The following is a 24,042-nucleotide window of genomic DNA, read 5'->3' as shown; positions in this document are numbered from 1 at the left end:
GACACGGCGGTTCAAGGCGAATTGCCAGCTTGGGCCTGTAGCGTAGCGGGGACCTGTCCCCTTCCGAAGGTTATTTTGTCGTGTTCGGTTCCAAAAAATTCCGCGGCCCGGAACAGGAAGCTTCCAACTCCGCTGCGTACCCCGGCCAGGGCGAGCTGTACGCCGCCAGTTCGCGCCGCCGTCGGCCTTTCCGCAGCGCCCCGCGCTGGATGAAAGCAGCGGTTGCCGTTGTCGCAGTCCTTCTCCTTGGCGTCCTGGCGTTCGGCGGCTATTGGGCCTGGCGCCTCCAGTCCAACATCAGCACCGCGGCGCTGAGTGCGGGTGGTGAGCGGACCGAGGGTGCGGTCAATGACAGCACAGACCGGTTGCAGATCCTGGTGCTGGGCTCGGACACCAGGAGCGGTAACAACGGCCAGTACGGCAGCGCGGACGATTCCTCCGGCTACGGACAGTCGGATGTGATGATGCTGGTAGACATCTCGGCGGACAACAAGCACGTCAACGTGGTGAGCTTGCCCCGTGACCTCCTGGTGAATATTCCGGCCTGCACCGACTCGAAGACCGGGCAGAAGTTTCCCGCGCAACAGGGTGCCATGATCAACAGTGCCATGGCCCAGGCAGGGATTGGTTGTGCAGTGGATACCGTTAACAAGCTCACTGGCCTGGAGGTCGACCACTTCATGATGGCCGATTTCAACGCCGTCAAGGAATTGTCAAACGCAGTGGGCGGGGTGGATGTTTGCGTCAGCGACGCTGTTAACGATCCCGACTCCGGGCTGCACCTGCCCGCCGGCACCTCCCAGGTGCAGGGCGAACAAGCGCTGGCGTTCCTGCGCACCCGGCATGGTTTCGCCAACGGCGGGGACCTGGGCCGGATCAAGGCCCAGCAGGGGTTCCTCGCCTCGCTGACCCGCAAACTCAAGTCGGAGGGAACCCTCGGCAACCCGCAGAAGGTACTGACCATCGCCGATACGGTCACCAAGAACCTGACCGTGGATTCGGGGCTGTCCTCCGTACCGTCGCTGCTGACCATTGCCAACCGGCTGAAGAACATCGATCCGGCGAGCGTCAACTTCATCACCACTCCCACCGTCCCGGCACCGCAGGACCCCAACAGGCTGGTCCTGGACGAGCCGGCGGCGTCCAACTTCTTCGCTGCACTGCGCAGCAACCCGGACCTGAGCCAGCCGGCCACCGCAGCCCCCACCCAGGCACCCGCGACACCCGCGGCGCCGGCCTATGACAAGGCGCTGCAGCCGGTATCCATTGCCAACGGCACCGGCGTGACGGGCCGCAGCAACGCCATCGCAGGCCTGCTCTCCGACGCGGGCTTCACCAAGGTGACCAAGCTGCAGGCCCAGGCACAGAGCCAGACCATGGTGTACTACTCCGCCGGGTTCCAGGACGTCGCCGCGGACGTGGCCGCCCTGTTCGGCCTGCCCGCCGCCAGTGTCCAGAAAGTGGCGAACATCCAGGGCGTGCAGCTGTACGCCGGCGCGGACTTTGCCACCGGCACCAAGCCCGCCGCGCCGCCGTCGTCCGCTGACTCCTCAGGGAGCGTGGTGGCCCAGACCGGCAGCGACCAGACCTGCGAGGCCACCAACACGGCCGGGCGCTAGCGCTCACGGCTTCTGGTGGGCATCACTCTGCCGCACTGGTGATCGCAGGCACTTTTAGCCCGCTGAAGCCGATACCTGCGCCGTTGACCGTTCCTGAGCTGAAGGCACGACGGCGGGCTCCAGCTTCCTGTTCGCCCATTGCCGGAGCGGCCGCTCAACAAAGCGGAAGGACGCGTACGCGAGCACGACGGTGAGGGCTGCGGCCAACGCGATGCGGAGCGGCAGTGCCGGGACCAGGGGCATCAGCAGCAGATAGACCGGCAGGTGCCAGAGGTACATGCCGTAGGACAGGTCGCGGCCCGGGCGGGCCAGCCACGGGTGGCTGAGGATGCGTGACAGGAACCCGGCAGGCTGGAGGACCAGCGAGCCGATGAGCACGGCGGCCAGCAGCGCGAGCGCGGTGGGGCCCGCCGTCCAGAACGTGTTGAACCAGGCCCCGGGAGTGTCTGGCTCCTTCAGGAGGAACAGCGCCACCGCCAACGCGATGCCGGCAAGCGGTGCGCCCCACCGGGCGACCGACACCAGAGCATTGTGCAGCCGTGAGCCCTGGCGCACCGCGGTAAACAGCAGGGCGAGCGCGCAGCCGATCAGCAGTTCATCGGCCCGGGTGTCCGGCCCATTGTAGATCCGGTCCAGCGGTTCGCCCGCGGTGACCAGCAGGAACCGGTTCAGCACGAAGGCGGCGGCCAAGGCAACGGTGGCGAAGGCTGCCGTGCGGACCTTCCAGAACCGGAGCATCACCAGCAGGAGCAGCGGCCACACCAGGTAGAACTGTTCCTCCACGGCCAGGGTCCAGGTGGGGCCGAGGGTTTCGCCGGCGATCGAGTCGCCGAACATGCCAAAGTGCGCCAGGTTCATCACGTAGGCGGCGGCGGGAAGGACGAAGCCCGCCTGGCCGCCCCAGCCTGAGGCAGGGAAGAAGAGGCCGACGGCGACGATCACCGCGCAGAGCGCCAGGAGGCCCGGCCAGAGCCGGGCCAGGCGCTTGGCGTAGAAGATGCCCAAGTGGAGCCTGCCGGTGGCAATCCGTTCCTTCATGATCAGCAGCGTGATCACGAAGCCGCTCAGCGTGAAGAACACGTCCACGCCAATGGAGCCGCCCGGCATCGACTCGGTGGCCGTATGGAAGAAGAACACACCCGCCACGGCGATGGTCCGGAGCCCGTCCAAGGCGTGCTTGCGTCCGGCGATGAGCCCTGTTCCCGGCACTGCCGGGCCTCCTGGCGCTGACAAATTTTCACTGCTTGACCTCAAAACCACTAAGCAAGCATATATAACGTTTCCATAACTGCGCTGGGTGGAAGCTGGGCTAAGGCTGGCAGCGGGGCAAATAATCACGCCTTGTGGCTGGCTGCCTCCGCTTCTAGATTGAACACATGGTGGACCAAGACACGACAGAGGACTTTGAAAAGATTGTCGACCTGATCGCCGGCACCCAGGACATCAAATCCGTGCTGGACGGCCTCACCGAGTTTGCGGCTGAGGCCATGACCGGCGCCACCGGAGTCCCGATTGAGTGTGCGGTGACGCTGCACCGCCGCAAGCGCACGGCCACCATCGGCGGCAGCAGCGGCAGGGCCGTGGTGCTGGACCGGATTGAACAAACCTTGGGCGACGGCCCTTGTGTAGAGGCGCTGGAAAGCGGCGTTCCCGTCCTACTCGGGGACGTGTCATCCGACCGGCGATGGCCGGAATACCGCAACGCCCTCACGGCTGCAGGCATCGCGGGCGCCCTGGGCATCCCCATGAAATTGGATGACGACGCCGGCGCGGTCCTGGATTTCTTCGCTCCCCTCAGCGGACGCTTCAACGAGCAGGCCGTGTCCGACGGGGTCAGGTTCGCCGAAATGGCCGGAAAGGCGCTGCGGCTCGCCGTCCGGATCGCGTCAGCGGAACAGCGCGCCGAGGACCTGAGGGCTGCGATGGACACCAGGACAGTGATTGACCTGGCTTGCGGGATCATCATGGCCCAGAACAATTGCAGCAAGGACGCCGCTTTCGCACTGCTCCGCAGTGCCTCCAACACCCGGAACCAAAAGCTCAACGAGATTGCCGAAGCGTTGGTGAACCGCTTTTCAGGGCCTGGGGACGCCGCGGCCCACTTCGAAGACTGACGATCGAAGACCGGCCCGGGAGCCAGCCACGCTGCTGGCTCCCGGAGGATAAGACGGGGATGTGGCCCACCCCCAAACTGATCTACCCAGGCCACATCCTCGTCAGCATTGAGGACGGTTGCCTGCCCAGGAATGGCTCACCATAGGCCCGGCCTTAGCGGCGGAGCGGGGGAATTTGGGTCGGTTCCTTAGACAGCAACAGAGGGGCCGTCTGCCTGACCACGGACCAGCATAACAAACCCCCGCCGCCGGCAATAGGGGCTAATTCCGCAATCTTTGCCCAGACTCCCCTGATTAATGCATCCGTGGCGGCAGATGCATTAATTATCAAGTGGCCGGAACGCGTTGCTGCGACCTTTGTCCCCTTGATGGCAGCCATGCCGCGATGAACTTCCGGGACATAATTTACCTGACTTCCCATTGACCATCAGTATGCTTATCAATATCGTGGGGGTGGACAGGAAACAGTGCCGAGGCTGGTGCTGGGGGTTTCCTGGACAGGCGCAAAACGCCGTAAGAAGGAGTGCCTTTCCGGCCCCCTCGGGCTCTTCGCCCCTTTCGCGGGCGACAACCACATATCCAACAGAACACTGTGCCCTTTCAATGGTGGAGGGCAAGCCCGCTCCCACAACAGCTGGGGTCGGGCCGCTTCAGGAGGAAATAAATGCGTACAAAAATCACTGCATCCTTGGCAACCTTGGCCCTTTCCGGGGCTTTTCTGGCCGGAGTTGCGGCTCCATCCAATGCCGCAACACCGACGGCCGCTCCCACAGCCGCTGCCACCCAGGCACCGAGGGCTACCGTTTCACCGGTCACCATCAACCAGGTCCTGAGCAATGGGAGCACCCTGGCTGGTACCTTCACCCCCACCAGCTTTGTTAATCAGAACGGTACCCTGACAGCCCTTGGAACCTTCACCGGTACGCTGACGTCCGCGACGGGTACCGTCACCCAAATCACCAATGCAGCCACTTCTGCGGGTATCACCCAAGCCGCGGCGAACGGGTCATGCAAGATCCTTGACCTGACACTTGGGCCGCTGCATCTGGACCTGCTTGGCCTCGTTGTTGACCTGAACCAAGTGCATCTGACCGTCACCGCCCAGCAGGGCCCCGGGAACCTCCTCGGAAACCTGCTCTGCAGCGTTGCCAACCTCCTCAACAATGGCGTTCCCGGACTGAACGGCCTCGCCAACCTCCTCAACCAGCTTCTGGGCCTCTAGACACAGGACGCAGAGTCCGGAACCCCCGCAGGTCCGCCGCCCTGTCCAATGGGCGGCGGACCTCTCCCTCAGCGGCGACGACGAAGCCGAACTGCGGGGCTACTGGGACAAGCTGTCCGACGGCGGCACCGCGGCGGTCCGGCCACGCTCAGCGAGTATTTACCGGCCGGCCCCGCCGCACCAGGTCTCGAGGGCTCCGGCAAGCCCGTCGGCTGTGCCTTCACCGACCCATGCGACGTAGCCGTCGGGCCGGACCAGGGCTGCCGTCGGTGCAGCAACCCGGCCCAGCACGGGAAGCTGCCACGCGCCGTCGTACGTTGCCGCGACATGCCGCACCCGGGCGGCCCACGCACGGACGTCCAGCGCCGCACCACCGAATTCCAGGAGAATGGGCCGCGCCTGGTGCAGTAGCTCGTACACCCGCGCCGGGCCATCAGCACCCATGATGTCCAGGTCCGGCATGCGCCGTCCCAGGAGCGGATGCCCCGTGCCGAGCGGGTAGGCGACGTCCAGCCCGGTGACCAGCCCCGCTATGGGCGCACCCGCACCGTCGACGCGGAGCACCTCGTCCAGCAGGTCGCGCAGTGCCTCCTGGCGGGGGTCTGCCTTCTGGAAGAGGGACTGCGCCATGGTGTACTTGAGCGCCCGCTCCCCCGCCGGGTGGCGCTCGGCGTGGTAGGTGTCCAGCAGGTCCTCCCCGGAGATGCCCCGCACCACCTGCCCCAGCTTCCAGCCCAGGTTGACGGCATCCTGCACCCCGAGCCCGATGCCAAGCCCGCCCGTGGGTGAGTGGACATGCGCGGCGTCACCGGCCAGCAGCACCCGTCCCTTCCGGTAGGTCTCCGCCTGCCGTGTGGCGTTGGTGAAACGCGACAGCCAGATGGGGCTGTGCACGCCGAAGTCCGTCCCGAACACGTCGGCCAAAGCCTGCCGCAGGTCCTCTAGGGTGGGCTCCTTGGCAGGGCCCAGGGAGGCTTCGGTCACCACCACCCGGACCACGCCGTCGCCCATCGGGTACAGCCCGTGGATGCCGCGCGCATCCACCTTCCCCTGTTGGACGGGCTCCCCCGCCACCTTCACTTCAGCGATCAGGCTGCTGCGGGTCGCGTCCGGGCCCACCATCGGGATGCCGGCCGAGCGCCGCACCACGCTGCGCCCGCCGTCGGCGCCCACGAGGTACCTGGCCCGCACTGGACCGCCGGACGCGAGCTGAACGTCCACGCCGCCGTCGTCCGCTGAAACGCCGGTGACCTCCACGCCGCGCCGGATCTTCACATCCAGCTCCTCCACCCATTCAAGCAGCAGCTGCTCGATGTGGTTCTGGAACAGCGCCAGCGTGTACGGATGGCGTGTGGGCAGGCTGCCCAGGTCCAGCTGGGTGCTGCCGAACGATGCCGTCTGCAGCGTCTTTCCCTCGGCGAGGAACCGTTCAGCAATACCCCTCTGGTCCAGCAGCTCGATGGTGCGTGAATGGATTCCGCCGCCGCGCGAGCCCGCCAGCTCCTGCGACTCCCGCCGCTCAAGGACCACGGCGTCCACCCCCGCCAGCCGCAACTCCCCCGCCAGCACCAGCCCGGTGGGCCCGCTCCCCACAATCACCACATCATGCATACCTACCCGCTCCCCTTCCTCTTCGAGCGCCAGTATGCGGTACCCCCGGGGCATTGCCGCAAGGCCCGGGCTGCGCGGTAACTTGGAAATGGAAGGAATGCCTGAAGTGCAGGGATTTCGGGCGACGCTTCCGAGGCGCAAAGGGGAAGCCCCTCCTAGGAGGGGCTTTCAACGTAGTGGTCAATTGTCTTCTGGTAACGGTCAGTGGTGATGCACTCCCCCTTCCCGGACGCCCCCCGGCGCCCATCCGGACTATGACACGAATCACTTTAATGACTCGAGCCCGCACAGTAAAGGGCAATTTACAAAAATTGACAACGTGACGGCGGCACGGGGCCGCCGTCGCACCTGCGGGCTACCGGGATGCGGCCGGCGCCTCGTCGTCGGCAGCGATGAGGATGTTGCCTTCGCTGATGGACTCGGACAGGACATCGTGCTCCACGGCGGTGGCCAGCGGCTTCTCCTTGACGAAGAACAGCACCGCGGCGGCGATCAGCGCCAGCGGGACCATCCAGATGAAGATGGGGGTCAGGGCGTCGTTGTAGGAGGAGATGATGATGTCCTTGATCTGCGCGGGCAGCTTGTTGACCAGGGCCGGCGTCAGCGAGTTGGACCCGCCCTGCGCGCCCCCGCCGGTGGCGGCGGCAGGCATGCGCTCGGTGAGCAGCTGGGCAAGGCGGCTGGCGAACAGGCTTCCCACCACGGCCGAGCCCAGGGTGGCGCCGATCTGGCGGAAGAAGTTGTTGGACGCCGTCGCCGTGCCCACTTCACGCAGCGGGAAGGAGTTCTGCACCACCAGCACCAGGATCTGCATGCTGAGGCCCAGCCCCAGGCCCATGACCGCGAGGTACGCGCAGATCTCCCACAGCGGCTGGCCGGGCTTCAGGGTGGAGAGCAGCACCAGGGCCACCGCCACCAGCAGCGATCCGGCAATCGGCATCCACTTGTAGCGGCCGGTGCGGCTGACCAGCTGGCCGGAGCCCACGGAGGCCACCAGGAGGGCGCCCATCATGGGGATCATCAGCAGACCGGATTCGGTGGCGTTCACGCTGAAGGCCATCTGCAGGTACGTGGGCAGGTAGCCGATGGCACCGAACATGGCCACGCCGATCAGCAGGCCCGCGAACGTGGACAGATTGAAGTTCAGGTCCTTGAACAGGTGCAGCGGGATGATGGGCTCGGCGGTGCGGCGCTCCACCAGGACGAAGGCCACGGCGCTCACCACGGTGCCCGCGATCAGCGCAATGATGATCGGGTCGGACCACTCGTACTTGCTGCCGCCCCAGGTGGCGAAGAGCACCAGGCAGGTGGTGGCGACGGCCATCAGCACCATGCCGCCCAGGTCCAGCTTGGGCTTGCCGGCGTGCTTGGGGAGCTTGAGGAAGAATGCAGCACCGGCAAGGGCCAGCAGCCCCAGCGGGATGTTGATCCAGAAGACCCAGCGCCAGCCGGGGCCTTCGGTGAACCAGCCACCCAGGAGCGGGCCGGCCACGGAGGCGATGGCGAAGACGCCGCCCATCATGCCCATGTATTTGCCGCGCTCCCGGGGCGGGACGACGTCGGCAATGACTGCCTGCGACAGGATCATCAGGCCGCCGCCGCCCAGGCCCTGGATGACGCGGGCGGCGATCAGGACGCCCATGTCGTTGGCGAGCGCGCCCACCACGGAGCCGGCCATGAACAGCAGGATCGCTGCGATCAGCAGGGATTTACGCCCCATCAGGTCACCAAGCTTGCCGTAGATGGGCATGCTGATGGTGGAGGTGAGGATGAACGCGGTGATCACCCAGAGCATGTCGCTGACGCCGTGGAGTTCACCCACGATGGTGGGCAGCGCAGTGCTGAGGACCGTCTGGTTCAGGGCGGAGAGGAGCATCGAGAGCATCAGGCCCACGAAAAGAAGCACGATGTGCTGCTTCTGCGGGGCCTGCGCCGTTTCGGGCGAAGGGGCCGTGGTCATGAGAGTTTCCTTTGCAAGTGATGAAAAAGCGCCACAGCGGGCGCGAGGTCTTCGGGGGTCATGCCCGATGCGGGGTCGAAATCTGCGGCCTGCGCCGTGAACTTGGCGGGCACCGATGCGAGCATCACCAGCATCCGCGCGGTCTCCTCGGCGCTGAAGCCTTCAGCACTGGAAGCCCAGTACGGATCAGCGGCGAGATGGTCAACCACGGCCTGGCGCACCAGCGCTTCGGCCTTCACCATGACCTCCAGCTGGCGCGCGAACAGGTGCGGATACCGCTTCAGGAGCTGGCGGCGCCTGGCCGTGTTTGTCCCGCCCAGGGCGGAACGGGCGACGGCGACAAGCAGCAGGGTGGCCTGCCCCAGGAGATCTTCCGCGCCAGTGAGCTTCGCGGCCTCACTGGGGTCAAGCACCGGTTCGTGGAGGCCCAGGACGGCGTCCTCCTTGGCGGGGAAATAGTTGAAGAACGTCCGGGGCGAAACCCCTGCACTCTCGGCGATTGCTTCCACCGTGGCGTGCTCAAGGCCGCGCTGCTGCGCAAGGGACGCAGCAGCCTCATGGATGGCGGACCAGGTTTCGGCCTTTTTGCGCTCGCGCAGCGAAGGCGAAGAAGTGGGGGGCATGTGTAATATTTTTGCACAGCTGCACACTTTGCACAACTGCAGATTTGTCATCCCGCATGGGCGAAGATCACAGGTCCCGGGAGCCCATTTAAAGTGACGCCTCCCTCGCCTACGCAATAACCTGAGAGTATGCATTCTTTCGAGGCGGAGGCCCTCATCCTTGCCGGGACACCCACGGTGTGGGACATCCTGACCGACGCCGGCAACTATGCGGTGTGGGAGTCCGGGATTGTTGCTGCCCACGGCGACATGGTCTCCGGCGGAAGGATCCGCGTCCAAACGCGGGAACGCAGCAGGAAGAGCCTTTCCGTCCTGGTCGGATTGAGCGAAGGGAAGTCCATGACCTGGACCTACGGGCTGCCGCTGCGACTGGCACGGGTGGTCCGGACGTTCACGCTCACCGACTACTCAGGGGTCACATACCTGGCGGTCAAGGAAAAGGTCACCGGTCCCTTGCGGCGGCTGGTTCACAAATCCGGACCCGACGCCAGTGAAGCCCTGGCTGATTTCGTGGAGGCCGTCAGGTTCCGTGCGGAGTTGCTCAGCTTTCATCTCGACGGCGGAGTTTTTCCTGCCGCGGCACCCACTGGCACAAGCCAACGGCACGGCCGGCAAGCGCCGCCGTTCACCGTCCGTTCACTGCAGCAGAGTAACTTCGGCCGGTGAATGTTTCTGATCTGCCGGAATCGGCTGCAAAAGAGGAAACCGTCGCGGTAGGCCCCAGCGGGGAGCACCTCCCCCAGCTGGCAGGTGCCGCGAAGGCAGCCCCGCCGCGTACCTTGGTGCAGGTCTTTGAGGAAACGGCCCGGCAGTTCCCTGACGCTTCCGCCCTCGACGACGGCAGGGTGTCCCTGAGCTATGCCGACCTGCACGCCGCGGCCAAGGAGTATGCCCGCCGCCTGCACAGGGACGGGATCGGGGCCGGTGACAAGGTGGGGATCCGCATCCCGTCCGGCACCAATGAGCTCTATATCGCCATCCTCGCCACGCTGCTGGTGGGGGCAGCCTACGTGCCGGTTGATGCGGACGACCCGGAAGAGCGGGCCAGCCTGGTCTTCGAAGAAGCCGGCGTCGCGGCCATTCTCCGCGCCGGGGAAATCGCCACCCTTCCAGGCAGGACCGCGCCCTTCCCAAGCCCCCGGCAGCCCGGCGTCGACGATGATGCGTGGGTGATTTTCACCTCCGGTTCCACCGGCAAGCCCAAGGGCGTGGCGGTGACGCACCGGTCGGCCGCCGCGTTCGTGGACGCCGAGGCGCGGTTGTTCCTTCCGGCGAATCCGGTGAACACGTCGGACCGGGTCCTGGCCGGCCTGTCCGTGGCATTCGATGCCTCATGTGAGGAGATGTGGCTGGCCTGGCGGAACGGCGCATGCCTGGTGCCCGCTCCGCGGTCGCTGGTCCGGACCGGCATGGACCTGGGACCGTGGCTGATCACGAACGGGATCACGGTGGTCTCCACCGTTCCCACCCTGGCCGGGCTGTGGCCCGCCGAATCGCTGGAGGCGGTCAGGCTGCTGATCTTCGGCGGCGAAGCCTGCCCGCCCGAGCTGGCAGCACGGCTCGCCGTGGACGAACGCGAAGTCTGGAACACCTACGGCCCCACCGAGGCGACCGTCGTTGCCTGCGCCGCCCGGATGGACGGAACCGGGCCGGTGCGGATCGGACTGCCCCTGGACGGGTGGGACCTCGCCGTCGTCGATGCTGCGGGAATCCCCGTGGACGAAGGGCAGGTGGGGGAGCTGATCATCGGCGGTGTTGGCCTCGCCAGGTACCTGGACCCAGCCAAGGACGCAGAAAAGTACGCGCCCATGGACACCCTGGGCTGGGACCGCGCCTACCGCAGCGGTGACCTGGTGCGCTACGAGCTCGAAGGCCTGCTCTTCATGGGCCGCGCCGATGAGCAGGTGAAACTCGGCGGGCGGCGGATCGAGCTCGGCGAAATCGACGCAGCCCTGCAGTCCCTGCCCGGCATCCAGGGCGCGGCTGCCGCAGTCCAGGGCGCCGCCGGCGGGAACCAGGTCCTGGTGGGCTACCTGGTGCCCGCACCCGGGACCTCCCCCGACCTGGACAAGGCGCGGAACCTGCTGGCAGCCCAACTCCCCGCGGCCCTCATTCCACTCCTGACCGTCCTGGACGGCCTTCCGGTGAAGACCAGCGGCAAGGTGGACAGGCATGCCCTGCCGTGGCCGCTGGCGCCCGCGGACACAGGCGAATCCGTGGTGCCGGACCTGGACGTCCAGTCTACGTGGATCGTCCAGCAGTGGGCGGACGTCCTGGGCACTCCCCCGGACAGCCTGGACGCCGATTTCTTCGCCTACGGCGGCAGCAGCCTGGCCGCGGCCCGGCTGGTATCGGCCCTCCGGGTGCGCTACCCCACCATCACCGTGGCGGACGTCTACGCACGTCCGCGGGTGGCCGCCCTGATCGAACTCGCCAAACTTTCAGCGCCCGACGGCGGCGCGGCGGCTTCCGCGCCCACGGAACGTTCCGTGCGCCCGACGGCCCGCAAATCCCAGGTCTTCCAGATCCTCGCCGGCCTGCCGCTGCACGTGCTGGTGGCCATGCGCTGGCTGACCTACCTCATGGCCATCAACAACCTCCTGGCCGCCTGGGGTGTGCTGAGCTCCGCCCCCACCGTTTCCTGGTGGTGGGTGCTGGCGTCCTGGCTCGTGTTCGTCAGCCCGCTGGGCCGGATGGCAATCTCCGTCGCGGCGGCGCGCCTGCTGCTCCGGAGGGTTGTGCCGGGCAGCTATCCACGCTCCGGGAGGGTGCACCTGCGGCTGTGGCTGTCGGAACAGATCGCTGACCTTTCCGGGGCCATCAGCCTTGCCGGAGCACCCTGGGTTCCCTACTACGCGCGGGCCTTGGGCGCCAAGGTGGGCAAGGACGTTGACCTTCACTCCGTCCCGCCCGTGACCGGCATGCTCAGCCTGGGCAGCGGCTGCTCAGTTGAACCCGAGGTGGATCTTTCGGGCTGGTGGGTGGATGGCGACCTGGTCCATATCGGCCACGTCCGGGTGGGCGCGGGCGCCACTGTCGGTTCCCGCAGCACCCTGATGCCGGGCGCGAGGATCGGTGCCGGGGCAGAGGTGTTGCCCGGTTCGGCGGTCCTGGGGAAGGTCAAGGCGAACCAGCGTTTCGCGGGCTCACCTGCCGAGCGCCTGGGCAAAGCCCAGCAGGACTGGCCGGCCAGGCCGCCGGCGGGCCTGAAGGCGGTGCTGTCCTTTGGCCTCTACGCGCTGGCCGCGGCCTTGCTGTCGCTGATCCCCTTCGTGTCCGCCGCACTTGGCGCCCTGCCCGTGATCGCCGCCGTACGGGGACACGGGTCCCTGTCCTCGGGCGGCGTGTCGCTGCTGTGGGCGGTGCCGGCCGCGGCCGCGCTCTGGTTCCTGTCCAACATGGTCCTGACGGCCGCCGTCGTGCGCCTGCTCGGTCTGGGACTCAAGGAAGGCCACTACCGCGTGCGCAGCTTTACCGGCTGGCGGGTGTGGGCCACGGAACGGGTCCTGGATATGGCCCGGGACCTGCTCTTTCCCCTGTACGCGAGCCTGTTCACCCCTGTCTGGCTGCGGCTGCTGGGCGCCAAGGTTGGCCGGAACGTGGAGGCGTCCACCGTTCTGCTGCTGCCCTCCATGACCACGGTGGGGGACGGGGCGTTCCTGGCCGATGACACCATGATTGCCTCGTACGAGCTCGGGGGCGGGTGGATGAGGATCGCACCCGCGAAGATCGGCAAGCGGGCGTTTTTGGGCAACTCAGGCATGACGGGGGCGGGCCGCAGCGTGCCCAAGAACTCCCTGGTTGCCGTCCTATCGGCCACCCCGGCGAAGGCGAAGTCCGGGACGTCCTGGCTGGGGAGCCCGCCGGTGCGGCTCCGCCGTGCCCGCATGGAGGTGGACCAGAGCCTGACGTACAAGCCTCCCCTGCGGCTCAAGATCTACCGCGCCTGCTGGGAATTGTGCCGGGCGGTACCCGTCGTGCTCACGGCGGCCATCGCCGTCGGCATCCTCGTGGCCCTTGACTGGATAGCCAGCTACGCCGGGTACGGCATCGCCGCCCTGCTCGGGGCGCCCGTGCTCCTGGCGGCAGGCGGCGTGGCGGCCGCAAGTTCCGTGGCGGCCAAGTGGCTGCTCGTGGGGAAGATCGATGCCAGCGAACACCCCCTGTGGAGTTCATTCATCTGGCGCAATGAGGTGGTGGACACGTTCATTGAAATGGTCACCGCACCCTGGTTCGCCCGGGCAGCCGCGGGGACCCCCGCCCTCGTCTGGTGGCTTCGGGGCCTCGGCGCCAAGATCGGCTCGGGCACCTGGTGCGAAAGTTACTGGCTGCCCGAGGCGGACCTGGTCACGCTCGGCGAAAACTCAACTGTCAACCGGGGCTGCGTGGTCCAGACCCATCTGTTCCACGACCGGGTGATGAGCATCGACACGGTTACGCTTGAAGCGGGGGCAACCATGGGCCCGCATGGAGTGATCCTGCCCGCAGCACGTATCGGGGCCGGCGGCACGGTAGGGCCCGCATCCCTGGTGATGCGCGGCGAAACCGTTCCGGCGGCCAGCTACTGGATCGGAAACCCGGTCAGCCCATGGGCGTCCCCGGCCGCAGCCGTTCCCGCCCGAGAGGCCCAGCTACAGTGACCGCACCCCAGGAGCACCTGCCAGTAGCAATCGCCGGCTCCGGTGCCGCACGTGCCTCCCGCTCCTTGCCGGATCCCTACACCCCGGGCCACGGGTCCGCGGAATACGAGGTGTCCCGCTACGAGCTCTACCTGGACTACCGTGTGTCCTCAAACAGGCTCTCCGGGCATGCGGCCATCACCGCACGCTCCAACGTAAACCTGGGCACGGTGACCCTGAACCTGGCGGGGCTGCGCGTATCGAAAGTCCAGGTGGATGGGCAGCGTGCAGTGAGGTTCAGCCAGCGCGGGAACCTGCTGTTCATCACGCCCGCGCGTCCGCTGCCGGCCGGTACGGAGTTCAACCTGGACATCCGGTACAGCGGTGCGCCCGGTCCCCTGCGCGGCAACTGGGGCGAGGTGGGCTGGGAAGAGCTCACCGACGGGGTCCTCGTGGCAGGTCAGCCCACGGGGGCGCCGTCGTGGTTTCCCTGCAACGACCATCCCAGCCAGAAGGCCAGCTTCGGCTTCACCATCACCACCGAGGCCAATTACAGGGTGGTCTGCAACGGCGTGCTGGTCTCCCGCCACGCCAAGGCCAGCCGCGAAACCTGGGTGTTCGAACAATCCGAACCCATGGCAACCTACCTGGCCACCGTGCAGATCGGCCGCTACGACCTCCGGCCGATCGCCCTCCAGCACCATTCCCCGTCCCACCGCGCGGAAGTCCGGGACGACGGCGGACCCCGCCTGGTCCCGCAGTACGTCGCGGCGCCGCCGGCCCTGATGGTGCCCGCCGCTGCGGCCCTCAACCGCCAGGAGCAAATGATGGAAACCTTCCAGACCTGCTTCGGCCCCTATCCGTTCGCCGGCTACACGGTGGTGGTGGCCGATGATGATCTGGAAATCCCGTTGGAAGCACAGTCCCTTTCCGTTTTCGGCCCCAACCACCTCACCCAGCAGTGGGAGGACCAGCGGCTCATTGCCCATGAACTGGCCCATCAGTGGTTCGGAAATTCCCTGACCGTCACGACCTGGGCCGATATTTGGTTGCAGGAAGGCTTCGCCTGCTATGCCGAATGGATCTGGTCCGAGGCTTCCGGCAGTGCCACCGCCGCGGCCCGGGCCAGGAGCGCCTGGCGCGGACTCTCGGTGCAGCCGCAGGACCTGGTGGTGGGCGATCCCTCGCCGGAATTGATGTTCGATGACCGGGTCTACAAACGGGGTGCCCTGGCCCTCCATGCCCTGCGGCAGGCGGCCGGCGATGAGCTGTTTTTCACTGTCCTGAGAACGTGGACGCACAGCTACCGCTATGGCGGCGTCACCACGGCTGACCTCGTCGTTACCGCCAACGGGATCTGCGCCGGGCTCCCCGGATTCAATGCCGGCACCATCCTGGCCCCATGGCTCTACCAAACCGCGCTCCCGCCGCTGCCCTGATGCCGGCAGAACCCGTGCCGTCGCTGGACGCCATCCGGTTGTCCGGCGTCGACCTCGGCCTGGCGCACCTCCTGGACGCGGCCGAGCTGGACCGGGCCGCAACCTTCCGTTCCCCCGCCCTGCAAAACAGGTTCCTGGCCGGCCGGATTGCACTGCGGCTCCACATCAGCGCGCTGACCGGGGAAGACCCGGGGTCCCTGATTGCGGATTACGCCTGTCCGTCCTGCCGGAACCACGGCGACACGGGACACGGCATCCCCCAATACCGGCTCCCGTCGCATCCCGGCCGCCTCCGCGCCAGCCTCAGCCGGTCCGGGGACTGGTGCCTGCTGGCGGCCAGCCTTGACCAGGACGTCGAGGGTATTGGGGTGGACATCGAAGACGGAACAGCAGCGGACTTTGCCGAGTTCCAGTCCCTGGCGCTGACCGCCAACGAGCGGCGCGAGCTTCACAACGCCCCTCCTGCGCTGGGCGTCAGGCTCCAGACCGGCCTTTGGGTCCGCAAGGAGGCCGTCCTCAAGGCACTCGGCACGGGGCTGGCGCAGGATCCAGTCCTCGTTGATGTGTCCGGCTCCCAACCCGCAGTGCTTGGCCAGCCACCCTTGCCCGGGCTATGGAACCTCGAAGACATCAACCCGGCCAGCGTCGGGCTTCCCGATAACTTCATAGCTTCCCGTGCCGTTCGACGGGCCGCCCGGCTGTAGCGCCCGTGCGGCGGGCGGCGATGCCGCTCCAAACAGCCCTCTTGGCAGGCGCGTTGGTTTGTTCTATAACTAATAGAACAAAGGGAGGTGCGCGCGTTGATCCTCAATGTGGACTTGGCCGGAGCAGTGCCGATCTACCAGCAGATCCGGGACCAGATCGTGGAAGCGATCGCCCACGGCGAATTGGTCGACGGCAGTTCCTTGCCGCCCACCCGCACCCTTGCCGCCGACTTCGGCATCAACTTCCACACTGTCAACAAGGCCTACGACCTCCTCCGCCAGGAAGGCCTGATCCGCCTGAACCGCAAGACCGGGGCCGTGGTGACCGCGGCTGCAGGGGACCAGGGACCCACCGCGGAATGGACCGCCAGGGCCCGCACTCTTCTGGCTGAGGCCGTGGCACGGGGAATACCCGCTGACGACGTGCTGCAGACCTGCCGCACGTTACTCGATTCATTTGGCGCCACGCAGCAGGAGGACATGCCATGACCATTGCCATCATTCTGAGTTTCGTGCTGCTGGGGCTGGTCCTCCTGCTGGCGTTGGTGCTTCCCTCGGTCACGAGCCCCACGGTGCCGTTCGGGGTCCGGGTACCGGCCCGGCATGCGGCCGATCCCGTGGTGCGCGAACAGGCCCGCCTGTACCGGCGGAGGGTCCTGGTTGGCGGGTCCGTCGTCGCCGTGGCCGGCGTGGCCAGCGACGCGCTGACCGGCGAACCGTTGCTGCTGCCCTTGTCTGTACTGGTGCTCGTCGGCCTCTGGTACGGCTGCTTCTTCCTTGCCCACCAGGAAATCCGGGAGGCAAAGACGGCAGGGGGCTGGTTCGAGGGCCTGCACCAGGGCATCGCCGTGGACACCGAGCTGCGGACCAATCCCCCGCGGTTCCCCTGGCTTTGGTTAACGCCGGCGCTGGTCATCATCGCCGCAACGGTGGTTGCTGGAATCCTGATGTACCCAACCATGCCCCAAAACCTCGCCGTGCATTATGGAGCCAGCGGCGCCCCGAACAGGATGGCGGCGAAATCGGTGGGCACTGCTTTCTCACTGGTTTTCGTACAGCTGGGCTTCACGGCCCTGCTCGCGGGGATGGCCGCTGCAATCGTCCACAGCAGGCCGGACATTGACCCGGCGCGCCCAGTGGGCTCGGCGCGCTGGGGGCGGCACTACCTGTTGCTGGGCGCCAAAGTGCTGCTTGGCCTGGTTGCGCTGATCGATCTGGGGATGCTGGGATCGTCGCTGTTGATGTGGACCGGTACCACGACGCGCTGGGCGCCGCTGGTGGTGGTGCTCCCGGTCCTCACTGGCGTAGTGGCAGCCGTCGCGGTCCTGGCCAGGAACAACAGGGACCGCGGCGGGAACGGCGAGGACACCGGCCTGACGCACCGGGACGATGACAAGTACTGGCGCGGCGGCCTGTTCTACATCAACCGGGACGACCCCGCCCTGCTGGTTCCCCGGAGGTTCGGCATTGGTTGGACCCTGAACTTCGGGGACCCGAGGGCAGCGATGCTGCTGGCCGGCGTCGTGGCCCTAATCGGATTGGTGGTCATCCTCCGCTTCGGCGGCTGACCGGTCCACGGGCGGGGCTAGATATCCGCCAGGAGGGCCGTTGGGTTTTCGATGGCGTCCGCCACGAACCGGAGGAAGCCGCCGGCCGTGCCGCCGTCGCAGACCCGGTGGTCGAACGTGAGGGTGAGCTCGGTGACCTTCCGCACTGCCAGTTCGCCGTTGACCACCCACGGCCTGTCGATGATCCGGCCCACCCCCAGGATGGCAACCTCCGGATGGTTGATGATCGCCGCGGAGCCGTCCACGCCGAACACGCCGTAGTTGTTCAGGGTGAACGTGCCGCTGCCCAGCTCCGTGGGGGTCGCCTTTCCTTCGCGTACGACGGCGGTGAGCCGCTTGATCTCCGCATCCAATTCGCGCGCAGAGAGTTTCTCGGCGCCACGGACGGAGGGCACCACCAGGCCGCGGTCGGTCTGCGCGGCGAAGCCCAGGTTGATACCGTCAAACGCGACGATCTCCTGTGACCCGTCCTCAGCCGTTTCAATCCGCGTATTCAGCTCCGGGTACTTCCTCAGGCCGGCCGTGACGAACCGGGCGATGAACGCGAGCAGGCCCGGCACCTCGGCGCCGTTGGCCTTGAGCCCCTCGCGCAGCTCCATCAGCGCGGTGGCATCCACGTCCACCCACACCGTTGCTTCCGGGATCTCCGAGCGGCTGCGGGCCATGTTTGCGGCAACGGCCTTGCGGACGCCGCGGACAGGAGTGCGGGCGGCGATGCCCAGGCCGGTGCGGGAGTCGGTGGTTGCGCCTGCAAGGGTTTCAACCGACGGGCGCTCCGGCGCTTCCACCGAATTGGCTTCGGGTTCCGCCGGAGGTGCTGCCGTCTTCAGCGCAGCCTCCACGTCGCGGCGCATGATCAGTCCGCTGTCGCCGGAGCCGGAGATGTCCCCCAGGTCCACGCCATGCTCGCGCGCCATGCGCCGGACCAGCGGGGAAATCACGGCCCCGAGCTTGCCGGGCACACGCGTGCGCAGGAGGGCCAGGTCGTCCTCGGTCGGCTTGGCCTCGGCAGGGTCAGCCAGGGCGACGGCGGCCTTCGGGACGCGGGTGCGCCGGGCAACGCCATGCCCACCTGGAGTGCCATAACCAATCAAGACGTTTCCAGATCCGGCCTTCTCCTCCTCACGGTACGCTTCCGCCTCAGCCGACGCGGATGATGCCGCCCCGGGAGTGGCATCTAAGGAACCGGACGAGGGACCCGATGCGAGCTTGCGAGCATTGGGAAGTCCGGGGCCGCTGTCGGAGCCGGACGGCATGCTGCTTGCAGCATTGCCGTCCGGCGAAGGGGCGGGGGCGGCATCATCCGCGCCGGCACCGACCCCAGGAGAAAGGGGCGTCACCGAGATCAGCGGGTTCCCCACGTCCAGCGTCTCCCCGGGCTTCCCGTGCAGTTCGGCAACGATGCCGGCATAGGGGGACGGCACCTCCACCGCGGATTTGGCGGTTTCCACCTCGGCGATCGGCTGATCCACCTCAATCGAATCCCCAACAGAGACATGCCAGGATACCAACTCGGCTTCAGTGAGGCCCTCGCCCAGGTCCGGCAACAAAAACACGCGCGTCTCGTTCATAAAATCAGTTCTCCCACTGAAGGTCGTCAACGGCGTCGAGGATGCGGTCCACGCCGGGCAGGTAGTACTTCTCGAGTTTGGGTGCGGGGTACGGGACGTCGAACCCGGTCACGCGGCGGATGGGGGCGGCCAGGTAGTGGAAGCAGCGCTCCTGCACCCTGGCTACGATCTCGGAGGACACGGACGCAAAGCCGTGCGCCTCGGCGATCACCACGGCCCGCCCGGTCTTGCGGACCGACTCGCACACCGTCGCATCATCAAAGGGAACAATGGTCCGCACATCGATGACCTCCAGCGAGCGCCCTTCCAACGCAGCAGCCTCGGCGGCAGCCAAAGCGGTCGGCACGGACGGACCGTAGGCAATCAGCGTCGCGTCGGTCCCGGGACGCGCGACGGCGGCCCGCCCCTCGGAGCCAAGGCCCGCCGTCGTGCCTTCCCCCTGAGCGTCGTGAAGGCGGCGCAGCTCGCCAAGGTCCACCGAGTCCTTGGTCCAGTACATCTTCTTGGGCTCCATGAAGACCACAGGGTCGTCCGAGTCAATGGCCTCGCGGAGCATCCGGTAGCCGTCCGCCACGGTGGCCGGGGTGTAGACCTTCAGGCCGGCGGTATGGGCGTAGTAGGACTCGGAGGAATCGCAGTGGTGCTCCACTCCCCCGATGCCGCCGCCGTACGGGATGCGGATCACCAGGGGCAGCTTCACGGTCCCGCGGGTGCGGTTGTGCATCTTGGCCACGTGGCTGACGATCTGTTCGAACGCCGGGTAGGCGAACGCGTCGAACTGCATCTCGATCACCGGACGCATCCCGTTGATGGCCATGCCCACGGCCATGCCCACGATCCCGGATTCGGCCAGCGGGGTGTCGAAGCAGCGCTGGTCGCCGAAGGTGGCGGTGAGCCCGTCGGTGATGCGGAAGACGCCGCCCAGCATGCCCACGTCCTCGCCGAAGACCAGGACGGAGGAATCGGCCCGCATGGCATCAAACAACGCACTGTTCAACGCCTTGGCCATGGTGACCGGCGGCGGGCCGGCGGCTTCGGCGGATGCTGCGGCGGAGGCGGCGGCCCGGGCGGTGGCGGCGGAAACGTTGCCGTTGGCCTCGGACGAGGTGGTGATGGTGGGGCTCACTTGCCTGCCTCCTTCGAGTCGGTAGATGCTGCGTCACGGGCCAGCTCATCAGCTAAAAACGCCGACTGTTCCCTCAGTTGCGGCGTCGGCGAAGAGAAGACGTGGCGGAAGAGTTCCTGCGGGTCCACCGGCACGTCCTCGCTGAGGCCCTTGCGCAGCTGCGCGGCAACCAACTCGGCGTGCGCAGCGATCCGCGCCTCGCCGTCGTCGTCCAACAACCCCCGGCCGGTGAGATACGTGCGCATCCGGTTGACGGGGTCCTTGGCCCGCCACTCGGCAACCTCGGCGCTTTCCCGGTAGCGGGTGTCGTCGTCGGCGTTGGTGTGGGCCTGCATGCGGTAGGTGTTGGCCTCCACCAGCAGGGGGCCGGAGCCGCCCCGGGCGAGCGCAACGGCGCGGTCCAGGACGGCGAGGAGCGCCACCACGTCGTTGCCGTCCACGCGTTCGCCCGCCATGCCGTAGCCCACGGCCTTGTGCGCCAGCGACGGCGCCACGGACTGGTGCGCCAGCGGCACCGAGATGGCGTACTTGTTGTTCTGGACGAAGAAGATGACGGGCAGGTGGAAGACGGCGGCGAAGTTGAGGGCTTCGTGGAAGTCGCCTTCGCTGGTGGCGCCGTCGCCGCACATGGCCAGCACCACGGTGTCCTCGCCGCGGAGCTTGGCGGCGTGGGCAACACCGACGGCGTGCAGCAGCTGGGTGGTCAGCGGGGTGCACTGGATGCCCACCTTGGCTTCGAGGGGGTCGTAGCCGCCGTGCCAGTCGCCGCGGAAGATGGTCATCACCTGGACGGGGTCCACGCCGCGGGTCATCACGGCGACGGCGTCGCGGTAGGTGGGGAACATCCAGTCGCCGTCGGAGAGGCACAGGGCGGCGGCCACCTGGCAGGCTTCCTGGCCGTGGCTGGAGGGGTAGACGGCCATGCGGCCCTGCCGGACCAGGGCGGAGTTCTGGTCGTTGACGCGGCGGCCGACGACGAGCTGTTCGTACGCAGCCAGCAGTTCCCTGTCGCCGGGCACAGGATATTCGTGGCCGGGCTGGGTGCCCTGCTCGCCCCGGGGCTTGAGCCTGCCTTCCGGGTCCACCATCTGGATCTGGTGCCGGGCGGGGAGCATGTAATCCTCCACCGTGATGCCGAAGTTCTTCACAGCCTCGTTGAGCGCGTTGTCCGGCGCTTCCTGCGGGCTGGTGGTGTCCGGCGCGGTGTGGTCTGCGGAGATCGTCATTGGTCCGTCCTTCGGTAGCCACTATTCGCTCCCAGTATCGTCCTGCAGCAGGTTTCGTATCTACCGGGTGCGCAAATGGTGGAGAAGCCGCTTCAAACTGCCTACTATGGGAGACGATTTGCAACTGTGACGTGGATTACCGATAGGGGCCGTGGACAAAATGCCGGGCAAGGATGCTGCTGCCGAGGTTCCGCTGGACGAGATTGACCGGCGCATCATTGCCGAACTCACGAGGGACGGCCGGATGTCGGTCACCCAGGTGGCCGAGAATGTGCACATCTCCCGGGCGCATGCCTACTCGAGGATCGCGCGGCTGACGGGCGACGGGGTGCTGACCCGGTTCACGGCCTTGGTGGACCCGATCAAGGCCGGCTTGAAGTCCTCGGCCTACGTGACGTTGAAGCTGAAGCAGGATTCCTGGCGCGAACTCCGCGACCAGCTGGGCGCCATCCCGGAGGTGCACCACATCGCACTGGTGGGCGGGGACTTCGACGTGATTCTGCTGGTCCGGGCCGTGGACAACATCGACCTGCGCCGGGTCATCTTCGACCAGCTGCAGTCCATGCCGGGCGTGCTGGATACGCAGACGTTCCTGGTGTTTGAGGATGTGGATACGCGGTAGCCCGGCTGGCCAAGTCTCGAGGTCCTGTCGCCACACCTGGTGACACAGCTAAGGCCGGTTCGCAGTGGTCGGGTTTAGACCAAGCGAACCGGCCGTTAGCCGCGCTGAAGGGGCCTTAAGGTCCGTCAGTGCGTGCTAATCAGAGAGCAGGATTACTTCTGGGTGTATGTGACGGTCGTAGTTCCATTGATGTTGGTGATGCGACCGCCTTGGAAGTCCTGCGCTGTTCCATTGGGCACCGAGTAGACCTCGCTGGTCGGGTAGCCCAGGGCGCCCGTCTCGAAGCCGGTGGACATCCACGCCGCACGGATGGCGCCGTAGGACTCGTGGGTGCCGGACGTCGGTGATGAAACGATGGCACCGCCCTGGTAGTTCTGGTACGAGCCGCCGTTCACCAGACCCGTGACCACTCCGGTGGTCGGGTAGCCCAGGATGCCGCGTTCGAAGCCCAACGCCTGCCACTCGGTTCGGATCGAGCCAACCGACTCATGCGTCCCCGAAGCCGGCGAGGACACAATCGCCCCGCCCTGGTAGTTCTGGTACGAGCCGCCGTTCACAAGGCCCGTAACCACTTCGCTGGTTGGGTATGCGAGAACGCCGCCCTCGAAGCCGAGCTGTGCCCAAACCTGGCGGATGGGTCCAACCGACTCATGCGTACCGGAAGCCGGCGAGGACACAATCGCCCCGCCCTGGTAGTTCTGGTACGAGCCGCCGTTCACCAAACCCTTGACCACTCCGGTCGACGGGTAGCCCAGGATGCCGCGTTCGAAGCCCAACGCCTGCCACTCGGTTCGGATCGAGCCAACCGACTCATGCGTACCGGAAGCCGGCGAGGACACAATCGCCCCGCCCTGGTAGTTCTGGTACGAGCCGCCGTTCACCAGACCCGTGACCACTTCGCTGGTTGGGTATGCGAGAACGCCGCCCTCGAAGCCGAGCTGTGCCCAGACCTGGCGGATGGGACCGAAGGACTCGTGGGCGCCTGTGGCGGGGGCCCAGATGATGGCGCCGCCATCGTAGTTCTGGTACACGCCACCGTTCACCAGGCCACCGACTTCGTCGGTTGCCGGATAGCCCATCAGGCCGTTTTCAAAGGCTAGCGCAGCCCATTCATTGCGGATGGCGCCGCGGGAGACAAACAAGCTGTGCGCCGGCGTCGAGATAATGGCGCCGGACTGGTAGTTGCGGTAATAGCCGCCGTTACGGATCGGCGTCACGTCGCTGGTGGCAGTCCCAAGACCCCACTGGGCGGCCTTGGCGTCCATCGCCAGGGCCAGTGTCTGAACTGTAATGGTCGAGCTCGCGGACTTCGTTGAACCATTGCTGTAAGTAGCGGTCAAGGTGGCGGTGTAAGTCCCGCCGGTGGAGTACGTGTGGGTCGGATTCTGCACCGTGGAGGTCGTGCCGTCGCCGAAGTTCCAGGACCACGAGACCGGAGCGCCCGTTGAGGTGTCCTTGAATGTCACAGACAGCGGCGGGGTTCCCGAGGACGGGGTTGCCGTGAACGAGGCTGCTGCCGCACTCGCCACGCTCTTGACGATCAGGTCGTCAATGTACTCGTCACCCATTTGCTGGTAGTGCTCAGCGCCATTTTGTACCCGCGTCACGGCGGTCGCCGTTATGTTCACCTGAGAATTGGAATAGACCTGAGCCCCGTCAACCCACACCTCTACTGTTGACGTGGCACCGTTGGGGATGAAATGTGTCGCGACGTGGTGCCAGGAATTCAAAGCCACCGTAGAACTCATCAGGCGGGTGGAGTTGTATGTCCCGTCGGGGGCAAGAACCCGCAACCACAGCAGTCCCGAGGCATTGTCGCGATAGATATCAACGTAACGCGTGTTCCCATCGAAGAAACGGAAATATGGGACGTTGTTACCGGAGACACCCTCCACGGTGATGTTGAACCAGCCGTCAGCGTACACCTGCTGGGTTGCTGCCGGCAGCGCGGTTGAAAAGTTTGCCAGGGAACCCGAATCCGCGGTCACGTGCAGATAAGCCGAGCATGCTCCACTGTG

At 66.6% G+C, this 24,042-nt stretch carries 18 protein-coding genes and 1 pseudogene; 11 read left to right on the top strand and 8 right to left on the bottom strand.

The features are described from left to right. Positions 1 to 80: 80 nt before the first annotated feature. On the top strand, positions 81 to 1,619 hold the full coding sequence (locus IEW19_RS03560; protein WP_188570296.1) for an LCP family protein: 1,539 nt from the start codon (positions 81 to 83) through the stop codon (positions 1,617 to 1,619). 54 nt (positions 1,620 to 1,673) lie between these two features. On the opposite strand, the gene IEW19_RS03555 is transcribed toward IEW19_RS03560, so the two are convergent. Continuing rightward, positions 1,674 to 2,828, bottom strand: coding sequence for an acyltransferase family protein (locus IEW19_RS03555; protein ID WP_229748299.1), 1,155 nt, complete (start codon positions 2,826 to 2,828; stop codon positions 1,674 to 1,676). 167 nt (positions 2,829 to 2,995) lie between these two features. On the opposite strand from IEW19_RS03555, the gene IEW19_RS03550 reads away from it, so the two are divergent. The 3 genes and pseudogenes from IEW19_RS03550 to IEW19_RS24170 form a co-directional block, all read left to right on the top strand. Next, a complete protein-coding gene (locus IEW19_RS03550; RefSeq protein ID WP_188570294.1) occupies positions 2,996 to 3,733 on the top strand; it encodes a GAF and ANTAR domain-containing protein in 738 nt (245 codons plus the stop codon). A 664-nt stretch (positions 3,734 to 4,397) separates the two neighbouring features. Then, positions 4,398 to 4,955 carry an ABC transporter substrate-binding protein gene (locus tag IEW19_RS03545; protein ID WP_188570293.1) on the top strand — a complete coding sequence of 186 codons (558 nt, stop codon included), beginning with the start codon at positions 4,398 to 4,400 and terminating at the stop codon, positions 4,953 to 4,955. A gap of 61 nt (positions 4,956 to 5,016) precedes the next feature. Further along, positions 5,017 to 5,094, top strand: a pseudogene (locus IEW19_RS24170) (VOC family protein); the annotation flags it as partial. 20 nt (positions 5,095 to 5,114) lie between these two features. On the opposite strand, the gene IEW19_RS03540 reads toward IEW19_RS24170, so the two are convergent. From IEW19_RS03540 to IEW19_RS03530, 3 genes are all read right to left on the bottom strand, one after another. Then, positions 5,115 to 6,566, bottom strand: a complete 1,452-nt coding sequence (locus IEW19_RS03540; RefSeq protein ID WP_188570292.1) for an FAD-dependent monooxygenase — start codon at positions 6,564 to 6,566, stop codon at positions 5,115 to 5,117. Between the two features lie 355 nt (positions 6,567 to 6,921). Beyond that, entirely contained in the window at positions 6,922 to 8,526 is a 1,605-nt protein-coding gene (locus tag IEW19_RS03535; protein ID WP_188570291.1) for an MDR family MFS transporter, read from the bottom strand. Next, on the bottom strand, positions 8,523 to 9,149 hold the full coding sequence (locus IEW19_RS03530; RefSeq protein WP_188570290.1) for a TetR/AcrR family transcriptional regulator: 627 nt from the start codon (positions 9,147 to 9,149) through the stop codon (positions 8,523 to 8,525). The genes IEW19_RS03535 and IEW19_RS03530 overlap by 4 nt, the downstream gene beginning before the upstream one ends. Positions 9,150 to 9,278: 129 nt before the next feature. Between IEW19_RS03530 and IEW19_RS03525 the strand changes: the two genes are divergently transcribed. The 6 genes from IEW19_RS03525 (at position 9,279) to IEW19_RS03500 (ending at position 17,479) form a co-directional block, all read left to right on the top strand. Further along, complete coding sequence (locus IEW19_RS03525) at positions 9,279 to 9,815, top strand: SRPBCC family protein (protein WP_188570289.1); 537 nt, start codon at positions 9,279 to 9,281, stop codon at positions 9,813 to 9,815. Positions 9,816 to 9,826: 11 nt separating this feature from the next. Continuing rightward, positions 9,827 to 13,789: a Pls/PosA family non-ribosomal peptide synthetase gene (locus tag IEW19_RS03520; RefSeq protein ID WP_188570392.1), complete on the top strand. Its 3,963-nt coding sequence runs from the start codon at positions 9,827 to 9,829 to the stop codon at positions 13,787 to 13,789. After that, positions 13,786 to 15,207: a M1 family metallopeptidase gene (locus tag IEW19_RS03515; protein ID WP_373283555.1), complete on the top strand. Its 1,422-nt coding sequence runs from the start codon at positions 13,786 to 13,788 to the stop codon at positions 15,205 to 15,207. The genes IEW19_RS03520 and IEW19_RS03515 overlap by 4 nt, the downstream gene beginning before the upstream one ends. Then, a complete protein-coding gene (locus IEW19_RS03510) occupies positions 15,171 to 15,911 on the top strand; it encodes a 4'-phosphopantetheinyl transferase family protein (RefSeq protein WP_188570287.1) in 741 nt (246 codons plus the stop codon). Before IEW19_RS03515 ends, IEW19_RS03510 begins: the two co-directional genes overlap by 37 nt. An 87-nt stretch (positions 15,912 to 15,998) precedes the next feature. After that, entirely contained in the window at positions 15,999 to 16,400 is a 402-nt protein-coding gene (locus IEW19_RS03505) for a GntR family transcriptional regulator (RefSeq protein ID WP_229748298.1), read from the top strand. Continuing rightward, on the top strand, positions 16,397 to 17,479 hold the full coding sequence (locus IEW19_RS03500; RefSeq protein ID WP_188570286.1) for a DUF1648 domain-containing protein: 1,083 nt from the start codon (positions 16,397 to 16,399) through the stop codon (positions 17,477 to 17,479). The genes IEW19_RS03505 and IEW19_RS03500 overlap by 4 nt, the downstream gene beginning before the upstream one ends. A 17-nt stretch (positions 17,480 to 17,496) precedes the next feature. Here the strand turns inward: IEW19_RS03500 and IEW19_RS03495 are convergent, their stop codons facing one another. The 3 genes from IEW19_RS03495 to IEW19_RS03485 are packed head-to-tail and all read right to left on the bottom strand — an operon-like array spanning position 17,497 to position 21,402. Further along, positions 17,497 to 19,050: a dihydrolipoamide acetyltransferase family protein gene (locus tag IEW19_RS03495; RefSeq protein WP_188570285.1), complete on the bottom strand. Its 1,554-nt coding sequence runs from the start codon at positions 19,048 to 19,050 to the stop codon at positions 17,497 to 17,499. 4 nt (positions 19,051 to 19,054) lie between these two features. Next, positions 19,055 to 20,176 carry an alpha-ketoacid dehydrogenase subunit beta gene (locus IEW19_RS03490; RefSeq protein ID WP_188570284.1) on the bottom strand — a complete coding sequence of 374 codons (1,122 nt, stop codon included), beginning with the start codon at positions 20,174 to 20,176 and terminating at the stop codon, positions 19,055 to 19,057. After that, positions 20,173 to 21,402, bottom strand: coding sequence for a thiamine pyrophosphate-dependent dehydrogenase E1 component subunit alpha (locus tag IEW19_RS03485; protein ID WP_188570283.1), 1,230 nt, complete (start codon positions 21,400 to 21,402; stop codon positions 20,173 to 20,175). Before IEW19_RS03485 ends, IEW19_RS03490 begins: the two co-directional genes overlap by 4 nt. 160 nt (positions 21,403 to 21,562) lie before the next feature. Between IEW19_RS03485 and IEW19_RS03480 the strand changes: the two genes are divergently transcribed. Beyond that, the gene (locus IEW19_RS03480; protein ID WP_188570390.1) at positions 21,563 to 22,024 is read left to right on the top strand and encodes an Lrp/AsnC family transcriptional regulator; all 462 of its coding nucleotides are present in this window, start codon (positions 21,563 to 21,565) and stop codon (positions 22,022 to 22,024) included. Positions 22,025 to 22,176: 152 nt separating this feature from the next. Here IEW19_RS03480 and IEW19_RS24080 read toward each other — a convergent pair whose 3' ends face one another. Beyond that, entirely contained in the window at positions 22,177 to 24,012 is a 1,836-nt protein-coding gene (locus IEW19_RS24080; RefSeq protein WP_188570282.1) for a PKD domain-containing protein, read from the bottom strand. Positions 24,013 to 24,042: the final 30 nt, after the last annotated feature.

The organism is Arthrobacter liuii (assembly GCF_014639275.1).
Lineage (GTDB): Bacteria > Actinomycetota > Actinomycetes > Actinomycetales > Micrococcaceae > Arthrobacter > Arthrobacter liuii.
Note: the sequence above shows the minus strand (reverse complement) of the source record. Positions and strands in the feature narration are given on the sequence as shown.

What these genes read in the sequence shown, in the direction of transcription:
- IEW19_RS03550 (WP_188570294.1), top strand. Translation starts at nt 2,996, where the DNA reads ATGGTGGACCAAGACACGACAGAGGACTTTGAAAAGATTGTCGACCTG.
- IEW19_RS03545 (WP_188570293.1), top strand. Translation starts at nt 4,398, where the DNA reads ATGCGTACAAAAATCACTGCATCCTTGGCAACCTTGGCCCTTTCCGGG.
- IEW19_RS03540 (WP_188570292.1), bottom strand. Translation starts at nt 6,566, where the DNA reads ATGCATGATGTGGTGATTGTGGGGAGCGGGCCCACCGGGCTGGTGCTG.
- IEW19_RS03535 (WP_188570291.1), bottom strand. Translation starts at nt 8,526, where the DNA reads ATGACCACGGCCCCTTCGCCCGAAACGGCGCAGGCCCCGCAGAAGCAG.
- IEW19_RS03530 (WP_188570290.1), bottom strand. Translation starts at nt 9,149, where the DNA reads ATGCCCCCCACTTCTTCGCCTTCGCTGCGCGAGCGCAAAAAGGCCGAA.
- IEW19_RS03525 (WP_188570289.1), top strand. Translation starts at nt 9,279, where the DNA reads ATGCATTCTTTCGAGGCGGAGGCCCTCATCCTTGCCGGGACACCCACG.
- IEW19_RS03510 (WP_188570287.1), top strand. Translation starts at nt 15,171, where the DNA reads ATGGCTCTACCAAACCGCGCTCCCGCCGCTGCCCTGATGCCGGCAGAA.
- IEW19_RS03500 (WP_188570286.1), top strand. Translation starts at nt 16,397, where the DNA reads ATGACCATTGCCATCATTCTGAGTTTCGTGCTGCTGGGGCTGGTCCTC.
- IEW19_RS03495 (WP_188570285.1), bottom strand. Translation starts at nt 19,050, where the DNA reads ATGAACGAGACGCGCGTGTTTTTGTTGCCGGACCTGGGCGAGGGCCTC.
- IEW19_RS03485 (WP_188570283.1), bottom strand. Translation starts at nt 21,402, where the DNA reads ATGACGATCTCCGCAGACCACACCGCGCCGGACACCACCAGCCCGCAG.
- IEW19_RS03480 (WP_188570390.1), top strand. Translation starts at nt 21,563, where the DNA reads ATGCCGGGCAAGGATGCTGCTGCCGAGGTTCCGCTGGACGAGATTGAC.